The sequence below is a fragment of the Amycolatopsis sp. NPDC104587 genome (assembly GCF_055583645.1).
In genome coordinates this window covers 353121-369472 of record NZ_JBVJNO010000010.1, presented here as the reverse complement: position 1 = coordinate 369472, position 16352 = coordinate 353121, and the positions used below count along the sequence as shown (strand labels likewise).

Sequence of the window (16352 nt, the reverse complement as noted above, 5' to 3'; positions counted from 1 at the left end):
TGCGTCTGACGCACCCAATGTGGCCTTCGGTGCGTCTGACGCACCGAAGGCCACATTGGGGCGTGGGGGTCAGTCCTGGTCGCCGCCCAGGACGAAGCGGACCAGGTCGTCCGCGTCCATGTCGCCCACGTCGCCGTCCTCGTCCGGCCGGACGTCCTCCTCCGGCCGGTCCGCGCGGTCCGCCGCCTCCGAGAGCAGCTCCATCAGGCCCAGGGACCGCAGCTGGTCGAACGACACCGCCGCCAGGAACTTCCGGACCCGGGCCTCCTCCGCCGACGCCGGGGCGTCGGCTTCGTCGCCGAACAGCTCGCGGTGGAGGTGGGCCGCCACCGCCTGGGACGTCGGGTGGTCGAACACCAGCGTCGACGGCAGCCGCAAGCCGGTGCGCTCACCCAGGACGTTGCGGACCTCCACCGCCGCCAAGGAGTCCACGCCCATCTCGCGGAACGCCTGCGCCGGCTCGATGTCCCCCGGCTCGCCGTAGCCCAGCAGCTCGGCCGCCACTTCCCGGACCAGCCGCAACAGCGCGTCGCGGCGCTCGGCCGGGTCGAGGCCCGCCAGCTCCTCGTACAGGGTCGCCTCGGCCACCACCGCGTCGCGCTCCGAGCCCGCCGCCGAGAGGGCCTCGCGGACCTCGGGCAGCTCGCTCAGCAACGCGCTCTCGCGGGGCAGCGTGAACGTCTGCGCGAAGCGGTTCCAGTCGAAGTCCGCCGCCAGCACCGCGCCGCGGACGCCGAGCGCGCGGCCGAACGCGACCATCGCCTCCGCCGGCGCCAGCGGCACCAAGCCGTGGCGCTGCATGTGCTCCAGCATGTCGCCCTGCAGCGCCATCCCGGCCTCGCCCCAGACGCCCCAGCCGATCGACACGCCGGGCAGGCCGCGGCGTTCGCGGTCTTCGGCCAGCGCGTTGAGGTAGGCGTTCGCCGCGGCGTACGCGCTGAGCTTGCCGCTGCCGAGCATGCCCGACACCGACGAGTACAGCACGAAGAAGTCGAGCGGCCGGTCGCCGACCAGCTCGTCGAGGTGCCGGGCACCTTCGACTTTGGACTTCAGGACGCCCTCGACCTCTTCCAGGGTCAGCGCGACGACGTCGGCACCGTCCTGGGCGACGCCGGCCGCGTGGACGACGCCGCGCAGCGGGTCCGATTCGGGGATTGCCGCCAGCACCGCCTCGACCTGGGCGCGATCGGCGACGTCGCACGCCACCACCGACACCTCGGCGCCGCGGCCGGTCAGCTCCTCGACCAGCTCGGCCGCACCCGGCGCGTCGGGGCCGCGACGGCTGGTCAGCAGCAGCCGCCGGACGCCGGCGTCGGCCAGCCAGCGGGCCGTCTCGACGCCGAGCGCGCCCGTGCCGCCGGTGATCAGCACCGTGCCCGGACCGGCCAGCGCCGGGGTGACCGCCGGGGTCTCGGCCGCCGTCGTGCGGCGCAGCCGCCGCCCGAGCAACCGGCCGTCGCGCAACGCGATCTGGTCCTCGCCGCCGAGCCCGGCCAGCACGTGCGGCAGGTTCCGCAGGTCGGCCTCGCCCGGTTCGGCAGGCAGCTCGACGAGCCCGCCCCACGCCGCCGCCCGTTCCAGCGCGACGGTGCGCCCGAAGCCCCAGACCGCCGCCTGCCCGACGGTGTCCGCGGCCGCGTGCCGCCCCTCGATCGGGAGCGTCTCGCGGGTCAGGCACCACAGCTTGGCTTCGACCTCGGCCCGGGCCAGCGCCTGGACCAGGACGGCCGTGAGCACGACGCCCGGCGGCGCGGTCGGCGCCGCGTCGATCTTCCGCGTGCTCAGCGCGAGCAGCGAGACGACACCGTCGAACGGTCCCGGCAGCTCCCCGAGGCGGGCGGCCAGCGCGGCCGGGTCGGGGTCGGTCACCGTCAGCACGGTGACGTCGCCGGGCAGCGCGCCGAGCACCCGCGCGCCCCAGTCGTCGCCGGTGTCTCCGGGGACGACGGCCAGCCAGCGGCCCGGCGCGGCGCTGCCGGCGGGCGGCTTCAGCGGGGTCCAGTCGATGCGGTACCACCAGCGGTCGACGGCGGCCTCGGTGCGCAGCTTCTCCCGCCACGACGCGAGCGCGGGCAGCACGGCGTCGAGCGCACTCCGGTCGACCTCCAGCGCCGAAGCCAGCACCTCACCGTCGGTGGCCGCGACCATGCCCCACAGCCGCGCGTCGGCGGCGCTTTCGCCGCTCGCGACGGCCTGCGGCGCCGGTTCCGGCCAATAGTTCTTGCGCTGGAAGGCATACGTAGGCAGCGGCACGCGCGCGGTGACACCGGCGCGCTCGTAGAAGGCGGCCCAGTCGATCGTGACACCCTGGGCGTGCGCCCCGGCGACCGCGGTCACCATCCGGCGCCAGTCGCCTTCGCCGGTGTGCAACGTCTCCTGGAACACCAGCGGCTCGCCGGTGCGGTCCATGGTCTGCTCGAGCGCCATCTTGAGCACCGGGTTCGGGCTGGGCTCGACGAACGCGCTCGCGCCGCCGGCCACCAGCGCGTCGGCCGCTTCGCCGAACAGCACGGTCTGACGCAGGTTCCGGTACCAGTACCGGGCGTCCAGCTCCGCGGTGTCGAGCAGCCCGCCGGTCACCGACGAGAAGAACGGCACGGCCGAGCTGCGCGGCGACACCGGCGCGAGCAGCTCGAGCAGGTCGTCCTCCAGCAGCTCGACCTGGGGCGAGTGCGCGGCGAAGTTCACCCCGGCCAGCCGCCAGCGCATCATGCCGGCGGCCGAAAGCCGCTTCTCCAGCTTCGCCATCGCGGTCTCGTCGCCGGAGACGGTGACCAGCTTGGGGCCGTTCACCGCGGCGATCGAGACCTCGCCGCCGAGCTCCGCGACGAGCGCGCGGACGTCGTCGGCCGGGGCGACGACCGAGAGCATCACCCCGGTGCGGGCCAGCTTCTGCCGGATCAGGCGGCTGCGCAGGGCGACCACGCGGGCACCGTCCTGAAGGGACAGTCCACCCGCGACACACGCGGCGGCGATCTCGCCCTGCGAGTGCCCGGCCACCGCGGCCGGTTCGACGCCGAACTCGCGCCACAGCGCGGCGAGCGACACCATCACCGCCCACAGCGCCGGCTGGACGATGTCGACCTCTTCGAGGGCCTCGGCGTCGTCGAGGACGTCGAGCAGGGACCAGTCGGCGAACTCCGCCAGCGCGGCGGCGCACTCGGCCAGCTTCGCGGCGAACACCGGCGACGCGGCCAGGAGGTCCTTGGCCATCCCGGCCCACTGCGAACCCTGCCCGGGGAAGACGAAGGCCGGGTTGCGCGTCCCGAAGGTCCGGCCGGTTACGACGTCCGGGGCCGCCTCGCCCGCCGCCACCGCGGTGAGCGCGGCGGTGAGCCCGGCCCGGTCCTCGCCGACGAGGACGGCCCGGTGGGCGAACGCCGTCCGGCCGGACAGCGCCCGGCCGACCGCCGAGACGTCCTGGCCGTCCAGGTGCGCCAGCAGCCGTTCGGCCTGCCCGCGCAGGGCGCCGGCGGTCCGGCCGGACAGCACCCACGGCACGATCGGTGGCGCCTGCGCCGGTTCGGGCGCGGGCACCGGCGCCGGGCCGGCTTCGAGCACGGCGTGGGCGTTGGTGCCGCTGATGCCGAACGACGACACCGCCGCGCGGCGCACCCGGCCGGTCTCCGGCCACGGCCGGGCGCCGGCGAGCACCTCGACACCGCTGTCCGCCCAGTCCACATGGGACGACCGCGTTTCGGCGTGCAGCGACCGCGGCAAGACGCCGTGGCGCATCGCGAGGACCATCTTGATGATCCCGGCGACCCCCGCCGCGGCCTGGGTGTGCCCGATGTTGGACTTGACCGAGCCGATCGGCAGCGGGTTTTCGCGGTCGCGGCCGTAGGTGGCGATGAGCGCCTGCGCCTCGATCGGGTCGCCGAGCGCGGTGCCGGTGCCGTGCGCCTCGACCGCGTCGACGTCCGATGTGGACAGTCCGGCGTTCGCCAGCGCGGCGCGGATCACCCGTTGCTGTGAGGGGCCGTTCGGCGCGGTCAGGCCGTTGGACGCGCCGTCGGAGTTGACCGCCGACCCGCGGACGACCGCGAGGATCTCGTGGCCGTTGCGCACCGCGTCGGACTGCCGTTCCAGCAGCAGCATGCCGGCGCCTTCGGCGAAGCCCAGGCCGTCGGCGTCGTCGGAGAACGCCTTGCAGCGCCCGTCCGGCGCGAGCCCGCGCTGGCGGCTGAACCCTACGAACGTGCCCGGCGTGGCCATCACGGTCACCCCGCCGGCCAGCGCCAGCTCGCATTCGCCGCTGCGCAGCGCCTGCGCGGCGAGGTGCAGGGTGACCAGCGACGACGAACAGGCCGTGTCGACGGTCAGCGTCGGGCCTTCGAAGCCGAAGGTGTAGGCGACGCGGCCGGAGGCGACGCTCGGCGAGCTGCCGTTGCTCTCGTACCCGTCGGTGTCGGCGAGGTGGTTGAGCGTCAGGCCGTAGTCGTTGTACATCACGCCGACGAACACGCCGGTGCGGCTGCCGCGCAGTGACACCGGGTCCACGCCCGCGCGCTCGACGGCCTCCCAGCCGGTTTCCAGCAGCAGCCGCTGCTGGGCGTCGGTGGCGAGCGCCTCGCGCGGGTTCATCCCGAAGAACTCGGGGTCGAACTCGCCCGCGTCGTGCAGGAAGCCGCCTTCGCGGGTGTAGGTCGTGCCCGGGTGGTCCGGGTCCGGGTGGTAGAGCGACCCGACGTCCCAGCCGCGGTCGGCCGGGAACGCCGTGATGGCGTCACGTTCCTCGGTGAGCAGCCGCCAGAGGTCCTCGGGCGAGGCGACCCCGCCCGGGAAGCGGCAGCTCATGCCGACGATGACGATCGGGTCGCCGGCCACCGCGGCCGGCGCCGGGGTCTCGGCGGCGACGGCGCCGGAGCCGAGCAGCGCGTCCAGGAGGTGCTCGCCCAGCGCGGCCACGGTCGGGTAGTCGAACACGGCGGTGGCGCCGAGCCGGACACCGGTGACGCCGTCGAGCCGGTTGCGCAGCTCGAGGGCGGTCAGGGAGTCGAAGCCGAGCTGCTGGAACGTCTGCCCGGCGTCGATCGCGCCGCCGTCGGCGTGCCCGAGCACCTGCGCGACCTGGGTGGTGACCAGCTCCCGGACGGCCCGGGTGCGCCCGGCGGCGTCGAGCGCGGTGAGCCGCTGGACGAGCCCGACGGCCGCTTCGGCGCCCGCCGCGGACCGCTTGAGCGGCACCCGGATGAGGCCGCGCAGCACCGGCGGGACGTCACCCACGGCGCGCAGGACGGGCAGGTCGAGCCGGACCGGCGCGACGTCCGGGACCTCGGCGGCGAGGGCGGCGTCGAACAGCGTGGTGCCCAGTTCGGCCGGGATGGCCGGGGTGCCGGCCCGCGCCATGCGCGCGAGGTCGGCTTCGGACAGGGCGCTGGTCATGCCGCTGCCGGTCGCCCACGGACCCCACGCGAGCGAGGTGGCGGGCAGGCCGGCCGCGTGCCGGCGGCGGGCGAGGGCGTCGAGGAAGGCGTTGGCGGCGGCGTAGTTGGCCTGCCCCGCGGTGCCGACCGTGCCGGCGACCGAGGAGAACACGACGAACGACCGGAGGTCCCGGGTCAGCTCGTGCAGGTTGCAGGCCCCGGCGACCTTGGGCCGCAGCACGCGCCCGAAGCTCTCCGCGGTCTGGGAGTCCAGGACCCCGTCGTCGAGGACGCCGGCGCTGTGCACCACGGCGGTCAGCGGGTGTTCGAGCCCGTCGATGAGCGCCTTGAGGGCGTCCCGGTCGGCTACGTCGCAGGCGACGGCGGTGGCTTCGGCACCGTGCGCGGCGAGCTCCGCGACGAGCGTGGCGACCTCGGCGGGGTCTCCCCCGCTGCGGCTGACGAGCAGCAGCCGCCGCATCCCGTGTTCGGCGGCGAGGTGCCGGGCGAAGACGGCGCCGAGGCCACCGGTGCCGCCGGTGACGAGGACGGTGCCGTCCGGATCGCCGAAGGCCGGCGTATCGGGCCGGACCGCGACCCGGGCGAGCCGGCCGCCGTGCACCCGCCCGTCCTTGACGGCGACCTGCGGCTCACCGGCCGCGAGGGCGGCGGCCAGGTGCGCACCGGTGTCGTCGAGATCGAGAAGCGTGACGCGGCCGGGGTGTTCGGCCTGCGCCGAGCGCACCAGACCCCACACCGCCGCGGCGACGGGATCGCCCTCGGTGGCCCCGCGGGTGAGGACGGCCAGGCGGGTTTCGCGGAGGCGGTCGTCGGCGAGCCAGCGCTGGAGGAGGTCCAGGACCCGGGTGGTGAGGTCGAGGGCAGCGGTGGCGAGGTCGGCGGGCGGCGGGTCGAGGAGGGGCAGGACGACCAGGTCAGGCGTGGCCGTGGCCACGGCTTCGAGGTCGGGGAAGGTGGTCGAGATCCCGGCTGAGGCGAGGAGCTCGGCGGCTTCGGGCGCGGAGGATGGGGAGTCGGGTGAGGAAGCCTCGCCCGGCACGCCGGAGCCCGCCGGATCTCCGTCGGGCGTCGGCAGGAACAGCGCTCCCGCCGTGCCGAGCTCCTTCGGCTCGACCGCCAACGGAGTCCACGTCAACCGGTACAGGTTCTCCTGGCCCACCGGGCCCGAACGCACCTCGGCCGGCTGCCGCAGGCGCAGGCTTGTCACCTCGGCCACCAGCTCGCCGGCCGTGTCCGCGATCGTCAGCGACACCCCCGCGCCGGCGCGGGCGATCCGGACGCGGACCGAAGCCGCGCCGGTGGCGTGCAGCTGCACACCCTCCCACGCGTACGGCAGCCCTGCCTCGCCGCCGAGCAGGCCGATCGCGTGCAGGCACGCGTCGAACAGCGCCGGGTGCAGACCGAACGCGCCTGCCTCGCCCGCGTCGTCTGCGGGCAGCGCTACCTCGGCGAACACCTCGTCGCCCGACACCCAGGCCGCCTTCAGGCCGCGGAACGTGCCGTCGTACGCCAACCCCGATCCAGCCAGGCTTTCGTAGTGCGCGGACAGGTCGGCCGGCGCCGCGGCCGGGGGCCACGGGAAGACCTCGGCCGGCGTGCGGTGCGGGCCGAGCGCGCCGGTCGCGTGCCGGACCCACGTCAGGTCGTCGCCGTCCTCCGGTCGCGAGTGGACGGTCAGTGTCCGGCGACCGTCTTCGCGCGCCTTCGAAACGAGCAGCTGCAGCTGGACACCGCCGCCCTCGGGCAGCACCAGCGGCGCCTCCAGGGTCAGCTCGTCCAGGCACGGCGTGCCGGCTTCACCGCCCGCGCGCAGGGCCAGCTCCGCGAACACCGTCCCGGGCAGCACCACCGCTCCCCCGACGACGTGCCCGCGCAGCCACGGGTGCCCCGACACCGACAGGCGGCTGGTCAGCAGCACCTCGTCCGACCCGGCCGGGCGCACCACGGCCCCGACCATCGGGTGGCCGCCGACGCCCAGGCCCGCCGCCGTCGCGTCCCCGCGCGGGGTCGCGCCGCCGCGGGGCCAGAACCGCTCGCGCTGGAACGCGTACGTCGGCAGCTCCGCGCGCCGCCCGCCGGGCAGCACCGCCGCCCAGTCGACGCGGACGCCGGCCACGTGGAGGCCCGCGAGCCCGGCCAGCGCCGCCCGCGGCTCGGGGGTTTCCTTGCGCAGCAACGGGACCGTGATCGCGTCGGCGAGCACACCCGCCGTCATGGCGGACAGGACGCCGTCCGGGCCGAACTCGGCGAACACCCGCGCGCCGTGCTCGTGCAGCGCCGTCACCCCGTCGGCGAACCGGACCGTGCGGCGGACGTTGTCCACCCAGTGCTCCGCCGAAAACTCCGTGACGAGCGCGCCGGTGACCGTCGAAACCACCGGGATCCGCGGCGGCGCGTACGTCAGCCCCTCGGCGACCGCGCGGAAGTCCGCGAGCATCGGGTCCATCAGCGGCGAGTGGAAAGCGTGCGACACGGTCAGCCGCTGGGTCTTCTCGAACCGGCCCGCGACCGCGAGCACGGCCTCCTCGGCCCCGGCGAGCACCACGGCGTCCGGGCCGTTGACCGCCGCGATCGCGACGTCGTCGCCCAGCAGGGGCCGGACCTCGTCCTCGGTCGCCCGCACCGACACCATCGCGCCGCCGGCCGGCAGTGCGCCCATCAACTCGGCGCGGGCCCGCACCAGCGTGCAGGCGTCGGGCAGGGACAGCACTCCCGCGACGTGCGCGGCCGCGATCTCGCCGACCGAGTGCCCGAGCACGTGGTCGGGCCGCACGCCCCACGACTCGAAGAGCCGGTACAGCGCGACTTCCAGGGCGAACAGCGCGGGTTGCGCGGCGGCGGTGCCGGCCAGCCGCCGGGAGTTCTCGCCCCAGACGATCCCGGCCCAGTCACCGGGCAGCCGCTCGGCGATCTCGTCCCAAGCCTGCGCGAAGACCGGATACCGCGCATAGAGGCTGCGGCCCATGCCGAGCCGCTGGGCGCCCTGGCCGGCGAACACCGCGGCGAGCTTCGCCTGCTCGGCGACCCGGCCGGTGACGACGGCCGGGTGCGGTTCGCCGGCGGCCAGCGCGTCCAGCGCGGCGGCCAGCTCCGCGCGGTGCTCCGAGAGCACCACCGCCCGGTGGTCGAACGCGGCCCGGCCGGTGGCGAGGGTGTGGCCGGCGTCGACGCGGTTGACGTCGAGCCCGGCCAGGCGCGCGGCCTGCTCGCGCAGGGCCGGTTCCGTGGTGGCCGACAGCGGCCACGGCACGACCCCGGCGTCCGGCGGCTCCGGGACGGCCACGGGTTCCGGCGCCTGCTCGAGGATCGTGTGGGCGTTGGTGCCGCTGATGCCGAACGAGGACACCGCGGCGCGCCGCGCCCGGCCGGTCTCCGGCCACGGCCGGTTCCCGGTGACGACCTCGACGTCCCCGCTCGCCCAGTCGACGTGCGAAGACACCGCTCCGGCGTGCAGCGACGGCGGGACGACGCCCTGCCGCAGCGCGGCGACCATCTTGATCACGCCGGCCACGCCGGCCGCGGCCTGCGTGTGGCCGATGTTCGACTTCACCGAGCCGAGCAGCAGCGGGGTTTCGCGCTCCTGGCCGTAGGTGGCCAGCAGGGCCTGCGCCTCGATCGGGTCGCCCAGGGTGGTCCCGGTGCCGTGGCCTTCGACGACGTCGACGTCCGAAGTAGACAGTCCGGCGACCGAAAGCGCCTGCCGGATCACGCGTTGCTGCGACGGGCCGTTCGGGGCGGTCAGGCCGTTCGACGCGCCGTCGGAGTTGACCGCGCTGCCCCGCACCACGGCGAGGATCGGGTGTCCGTTGCGCTGCGCGTCGGAAACCCGTTCCAGCAGCAGCATCCCGGCGCCTTCGGACCAGCCGACGCCGTCCGCGCCGTCGCCGAAGGACTTGCAGCGGCCGTCCGGGGAAAGCCCGCGCTGGCGCGAGAACCCGACGAACGTGCCCGGGGTCGACATGACCGTGACACCTCCGGCGAGCGCCAGCGAGCACTCACCCGAGCGCAGGGCCTGCGCGGCCCAGTGCAGGGCGACGAGCGACGACGAACACGCCGTGTCGACGGTGACCGCCGGGCCCTCCAGGCCGAGCACGTAGGCGACGCGCCCGGAAGCGACACTGCCCGCGCTGCCGTTGCCCTGGTAGGCCTCGAGGTCCGCGCCGGCGACCAGGCTGTTGTAGTCGTTGTACATCACCCCGGCGAAGACGCCGGTCCGGCTGCCGCGCAGGCTGCGCGGGTCGATGCCGGCCCGCTCGAACGCCTCCCACGAGACTTCCAGGAGCAGCCGCTGCTGGGTGTCGGTCGCGACCGCCTCGCGCGGGCTCATCCCGAAGAACGCCGCGTCGAACTCGGCCGCGTCGTGCAGGAAGCCGCCGTGGCGGGTGTAGGAGGTGCCCGGGTGGTCCGGGTCGGGGTCGTAGAGCGCGTCGACGTCCCAGCCGCGGTCGCCGGGGAACTCGGTGATCGCGTCGGTGCCGCCGGCGACCAGGTCCCAGAGCTCCTCCGGGGTGGTGACGCCGCCCGGGTAGCGGCAGCTCATCGCGACGATCGCGATCGGCTCGTCGGCCACCGCGACCGGCGCCGGGGTGTCTTCGACGCGGCCGCCCTCGCCCAGCACCTCGACGAGGTGGCGGGCCAGCGCGGTGACCGTCGGGTAGTCGAACACCGTCGTGGCGGGCAGCGCGACCCCGGACGCGGCGGTCAGCTTGTTGCGCAGGTCGACCGCGGTGAGCGAGTCGAATCCCAGCTCCTGGAACGTCTTCGTGGCCGAGACGGCCGCCGCGTCGGCATGCCCGAGGACCAGCGCGACCTGTTCGCGCACCAGGGTCAGCAGCGCTTCGGCCCGCTCGTCCGGCGACAGCCCCGCCAGGCGGCGAAGCAGCCCGGCCGAGCCGCGGCCGGCCTGCTTGCGGCCGGTGACGCGCACCAGGCCGCGCAGCAGCGGCGGGATCTCCGGCTGCGTCCGGATCACCGGGAGGTCGAGGCGGACCGGCAGCAGCACCGCGCGATCGGTGGTGAGCGCCCGGTCGAAGAGCCGGATGCTCTGCTCCGGCTGCAGCACGGGCATGCCGAGCCGGGCCATCCGCTCGAAGTCGGCTTCGGTCAGGGTCCGGGTCATGCCGGTGGCCGCCGCCCACGGACCCCAGCCCAGCGACTGCGCCGGGAGGCCGTCAGCCGCGCGGTGCAGGGCGAGCGCGTCGAGGAAGGCGTTGGCCGCGGCGTAGTTCGCCTGGCCGGCGCCGCCGAAGGTGCCGGCGACCGAAGAGAACGAGACGAACGCCGCGAGCGGGAGGTCGCGGGTCAGCTCGTGCAGGTTCCAGGCCGCGTCGACCTTCGGACGCAGCACGGCCGCCAGCCGGTCCGGCGTGAGCGAGCCGAGGACGCCGTCGTCGAGGACACCGGCGGTCTGCACGACCGCGGTGAGCGGGTGCTCGGCCGGGACGGCGGCGAGCAGGGCCGCGAGCGCGTCGCGGTCGGCGATGTCGCAGGCCTCGACGTCGACGTGGGCGCCGGCCGCGGTGAGGCCGGCGGCCAGCTCGGCCGCGCCGTCGGCGGCCGGGCCGCGGCGGCTGACCAGCAGCAGGCGCCGCGCGCCGTGCTCGGTGACGAGGTGGCGGGCCAGCAGCCCGCCGAGCCCGCCGGTGCCCCCGGTGATGAGGACGGTCCCCTCCGGGTCCCAGCCCGCACTTTCACGTGAAAGTGCGGCTCCCTGGTGGGCACTTTCACGTGAAAGTGCGTCGGCGCGGGTCAGGCGGGCGGCCCGCGGTTCGCCGTTGACGAGCGTGAGCTGCGGTTCACCGGTGGTGAGCGCGGTCGGCAACGCGGTCAGGGACGCGTCGGCGCCGTCGAGGTCGATGAGCGCGACGCGGCCCGGGTGCTCGACCTGGGCGGTGCGGACCAGGCCCCACACGGCGGCCGCGGGCAGGTCGAACCCGGTTGTCGCGCCCCGGGTGACCAGGACAAGCCGCGCGGGCCGCTCGTCGGCCAGCCAGTCCTGCAGCACGCCGAGCACGTGCGTGGTCAGTTCGTGGGTCTCCCGCACGACGTCGGCGCCCTCGGCGGCCGCGACCGGCCACAGGACAACGCCGTCCCGGGCCTCCAGGGGGCCGGAAAGCCGCGCGGCGGCCGGGAACACCCCGGCGACGCCGAGCGGGTCGGCCCCGGCGACCGAGACCGGGCCGGTTTCGGGCGCGCCGACGGCGATCGGCGTCCAGTCGAGCCGGAACAGCGAGTCGCGGTCGGCCGCCGGCGCCGCGGACTGGGGCCGCAGCACGAGCGAGCGCACGGTCGCGACCGGCTCGCCGCCGGGATCAACCAGGTGCAGGGACACCGCGTCGTCGCCGGCGGGCGTGACGCGCAGCCGCACCGCGGTCGCGCCCGAGGCGTGCACGGTGACGCCCTCCCACGAGAACGGCAGGGCGCCCGGCCGCACGGCGGAGCTGAACGACGTCGCGTGCAGGCACGCGTCGAGCAGCGCCGGGTGCAGGCCGAACCCCTCGGCGGGCTCGTCCTCGGGCAGCTCGGCTTCGGCGTAGACGTCTTCGCCGTGGCTCCACGCGGCGGTCAGGCCGCGGAACGCCGGGCCGTACTCGAAACCCTGGTCGGCGAACCGGTCGTAGAGGCCGTCGAGGTCGATCGCGGTGGCGTCGGCCGGGCGGGTGACCGCGGCCGCGGGCTCGGCGGCGGGACGCAGCGTGCCGCCGGCGTGACGGGTCCACAGTTCATCGGGGGCGTCTTCGCGGCGCGAGTAGATCGAGACCGGCCGCTCGCCGTCCTCGCCCGGGGCGCCGACGGCGACCTGGACGTGCGTGCCGGTCTCCTCGGCCAGGACCAGGGGCGCTTCGAGCGTCAGCTCGCCGGCGGCCGGACAGCCGGCCTGCTCCCCGGCCGCCGTGGCCAGCTCCAGCAGCGCGGTTCCGGGAACCAGCAGGGAACCGGCAATCCGGTGTCCGGCCAGCCACGGGTGCGACGCGAGGGAAAGCCTTGCGGTGTAGAGGAAACCGTCGGACTCGGGCAGCTCGATGCCGCCGCTCAGCAGCGGGTGGGCGACGGCGTCGAGGCCGCCGCCGCCGGTCAGCAGCGCCACCCGAGGCCAGAACCGCTCGTGCTGGAACGGGTAGGTCGGCAGCTCGACCGGCCGCCCGGTGTCCAGGTAGGACTCCCAGCCGACGTCGACACCGTGCAGGTGCAACGCGGTCAGCGCGTCGACGACCGATTCGTCTTCGTCGCGGTCGCGACGCAGGCACGGGACCGCGACCGCTTCCGGCGGCAGGGTTTCCGCGGCCAGCGCGCTGAGCACCCCGGCCGGGCCGAGCTCCAGGAACGCCGTGACGCCGTCGGCGAGGAGGGTCGAGACGCCGTCGGCGAACCGGACGGCGGCGCGGACGTGCCGCACCCAGTAGTCCGCCGTGGACAGTTCGGCGCCGGCGACCGCGCCGGTCAGGTTCGACACCACCGGCAGCTCGGCGGGCGCGTACTCGACCGTCTCCGCGATCGCGCGGAAGTCCTCGAGCATCGGGTCCATCAGCGGCGAGTGGAAGGCGTGGCTGACGTCGAGGCGGCGGGTGCGGTGCCCGTCGGCGGCGAATGCGGCGGCGATCTCCGTGACAGCGTCCGCGTCGCCGGAGATGACGACCGAACCGGGTCCGTTGACCGCGGCGATCGACACCCGGTCGGTCAGGGCTTCCGACACAGCGGCTTCGGGGGCGTTGATCGCGACCATCGCGCCGCCGGCGGGCAGCGCGGCCATCAGGCGGCCGCGGGCGGCGACCAGGCGGCAGGCGTCCTCGAGGGAGAAGACCCCGGCGACGTGCGCCGCGGCCAGCTCGCCGATCGAGTGCCCGAGCAGCAGGTCAGGCGTGACGCCCCAGGAGCGCACCAGCCGGAACAGCGCGACCTCGAGCGCGAACAGCGCGGGCTGGGCGAGGTCGGTGGACTCCAGCGACCCCTCGACTTCGAACATCCTTTCGCGCAAAGGGAAGTCGAACTGCGCGCAGACCTCGTCGAGGGCGGCGGCGAACACCGGGAACCGGTCGTACAGCTCGCGGCCCGCCCCGGCGCGCTGGGCGCCCTGGCCGGTGAACAGGAAAGCTGTGCGGGCGCCGGAAACCGCTTCACCGGTCGCGAGACCCGGCGCCTCGGCGCCTGCGGCCAGGGCGGCGAGCGCGGCGAGCGGGTCGCCGGTCAGCACCGCGCGGTGCTCGAAGGTGGTGCGGGTCGTGGCCAGGGACCAGGCGACGTCACCGGGCCGGTCGCCGACCGCCGTGGACAGCAACCGGGTCGCCTGCGCCCGCAGGGCTTCCGGGGTGCGCGCGGACAGCAGCCACGGCGTCGCCCGCCCGGTCTCGACGGCCACGGGCTCGGCCGCCGGGGCCTGCTCCAGCACGACGTGGGCGTTGGTGCCGCTGATGCCGAACGACGACACCGCCGCGCGGCGCGGGCGCCCGGTCTCCGGCCACGGCCGGGTCGCGGTGACCAGCTCGATGTCCCCCGCCGTCCAGTCCACATGGGACGACGGCGCGTCGACGTGCAGGGTCTTCGGCACCACGCCGGACCGCAGCGCGTAGACGGACTTGATCACGCCGGCGACGCCGGCTGCCGCCTGCGTGTGGCCGAGGTTCGACTTGACCGAGCCGAGCAGCAGCGGCCGGAACTCGTCACGCTCCTGGCCGTAGGTGGCCAGCAGCGCCTGAGCCTCGATCGGGTCGCCCAGCGTGGTCCCGGTGCCGTGCCCTTCGACGACATCGACGTCCGAAGTGGACAGTCCGGCGGCGGTGAGCGCCTGGCGGATCACGCGTTGCTGCGACGGGCCGTTCGGGGCGGTGAGGCCGTTGGACGCGCCGTCGGAGTTGACCGCGCTGCCGCGGACCACGGCGAGGACCGGGTGTCCGTTGCGCTTCGCGTCGGACAGCCGTTCCAGGACGAGGACACCGACCCCTTCGGACCAGCCGACTCCGTCGGCGGCGTCGGCGTAGGACTTGCAGCGGCCGTCGGCGGCGAGGCCGCGCTGGCGGCTGAAGTCGATGAACGTGCCCGGGGTCGCCATCACGGTGACGCCGCCGGCGAGCGCCAGCTCGCACTCGCCGCGCTGCAGCGCGGTCGCGGCCATGTGCAGCGCGACCAGCGACGACGAGCACGCCGTGTCGACGGTGACCGACGGCCCTTCCAGGCCGAAGACGTAGGACAGCCGGCCGGACAGCACGCTGCCCGCGTTGCCGGTGCCGAGGTACCCGAGCGAGTCGGCCGGGAACTCGACGTTCGCGCCGAGGTAGTCGTGGTACATGATGCCCGCGTAGACGCCGGTGCGGCTGCCGCGCAGGGTTTCCGGCCGGATGCCCGCGCGTTCCAGGGCCTCCCAAGACGTTTCGAGCAGCTGCCGCTGCTGCGGGTCCATCGCGAGAGCCTCGCGCGGGGAGATGCCGAAGAAGCCGGGGTCGAAGCCGGCGACGTCGTCGAGGAAGCCGCCTTCGCGGGTGTAGCTGGTGCCCGCGTGGTCGGGGTCCGGGTGGTAGAGCGCGTCGACCGGCCAGCCGCGGTCGCCCGGGAAGCGGGAGACGCCGTCACCGTCGCCGAGCACGAAGTCCCACAGCTCGTCGGGCGAGGTGATGCCGCCCGGGTAACGGCACCCCATGGACACGATGACCACCGGGTCGGCCTCGACCGGGGTCGTCCGCGTCGGCGCCTGGACGGCTTCCAGCGTGCCGACCAGCTCGTCGTGCAGGTGGCGGGCCAGCGCGAGGACGGTCGGGTAGTCGAAGACGAGGGTCGCGGGCAGGCGCAGGCCGGTGTCGGCCTGGACGGCGTTGCGCAGCTCGACCGCGGACAGCGAGTCGAAGCCGAGGTCCGAAAAGGACTGTCCGGGTTCGACCTGGCCGAGCGAGCTGTAGCCGAGCAGGCCGACGACGTGCGTGCGCACGAGGTCGACGAGCGCGCGCTGCCGGTCGGCGGGGGCGAGCCCGGCGAGCCGCGCGGTGAGGCCGGAGTCGGCGCGGGCCCGGCGGCGCGCGGTGCCGCGGACCAGGCGGCGCAGCAACGACGGCACCTCGGGCGCGGCGGAAAGCGTGTCGAGGTCGAGCCGGACCGGGGCGAGCAGGGCGTCGTCCGCGCCGAGGGCCGCGTCGAACAGGCTCAGGCCCTGCTCGACGCTCAGCGGCGGCGTGCCCGCGCGGGTCATCCGGTCGCGGTCGGCGTCGGTGAGGGTGCCGGCCATGCCGGTCTCCCACGCGCCCCACGCGAGGCTCACGGCGGCCTGCCCGTGCGCGCGCCGATGGGCGGCGAGGGCGTCGAGGAAGGCGTTGCCGGCGGCGTAGTTTCCCTGGCCGGCCGCGCCGAAGACCCCGGCCACGGACGAGAACAGCACGAAGGTCTCGGCGTGTTCGGCCAGTTCGTGAAGGTGCCAGGCGGCGTCGACCTTGGGACGCAGGACGGCGTCGAGCTGGTCTTCGGTCAGCGACCCGAAGGTGGCGTCGTCGAGCCTACCCGCGGTGTGCACGACGGCGGTGATCTCGTGCTCGGCGAAGACCGCCGCCAAGGCGTCGCGATCGGTTACGTCGCAGGCGATCGCGGTGGCGTCGACGCCCAGCTCGGCGATCAGCTCGGCTGCACCCGGCGTGTCGGGGCCGCGGCGGCCGACGAGCAGCAGGCGGCGGGCGCCGTGCTCGGCGACCAGGTGGCGGGCGAGGTGCGAACCCAGGCCGCCGAGGCCGCCGGTGATGAGGACGGTGCCGTCGAAGCGGCCTTCGGCAGCGGGTGCGACAGCCGCCCGGCCGAGCCGCGGGACGTGCAGCCGCCCCTCCCGGACGACGACCTTCGGCTCGCCGAGCGCGACTGCCGCGGCGAGCAGCTCGTCGTCGTCGGTGTCGACGAGCGTGATGCGGCCGGGCTGTTCGGCCTGCGCCGAGCCGAGGAGGCCCCAGATCGGCGCGGTGGCGAGATCGGTCGTACTGGCGACGACCACGAGGTGGG

1 protein-coding gene (only partly in view) is annotated in these 16352 nt (G+C 75.3%); it reads right to left on the bottom strand.

Annotated elements, in window-relative coordinates:
* Window positions 1-69: 69 nt before the first annotated feature.
* Window positions 70-16352 carry the 3' portion of a type I polyketide synthase gene (locus ACZ61C_RS31135; protein WP_465311408.1) on the bottom strand. The gene runs 3793 nt beyond the window's last position, so only the last 16283 of its 20076 coding nucleotides appear in the window; its start codon lies off the right edge, out of view; the stop codon is at window positions 70-72.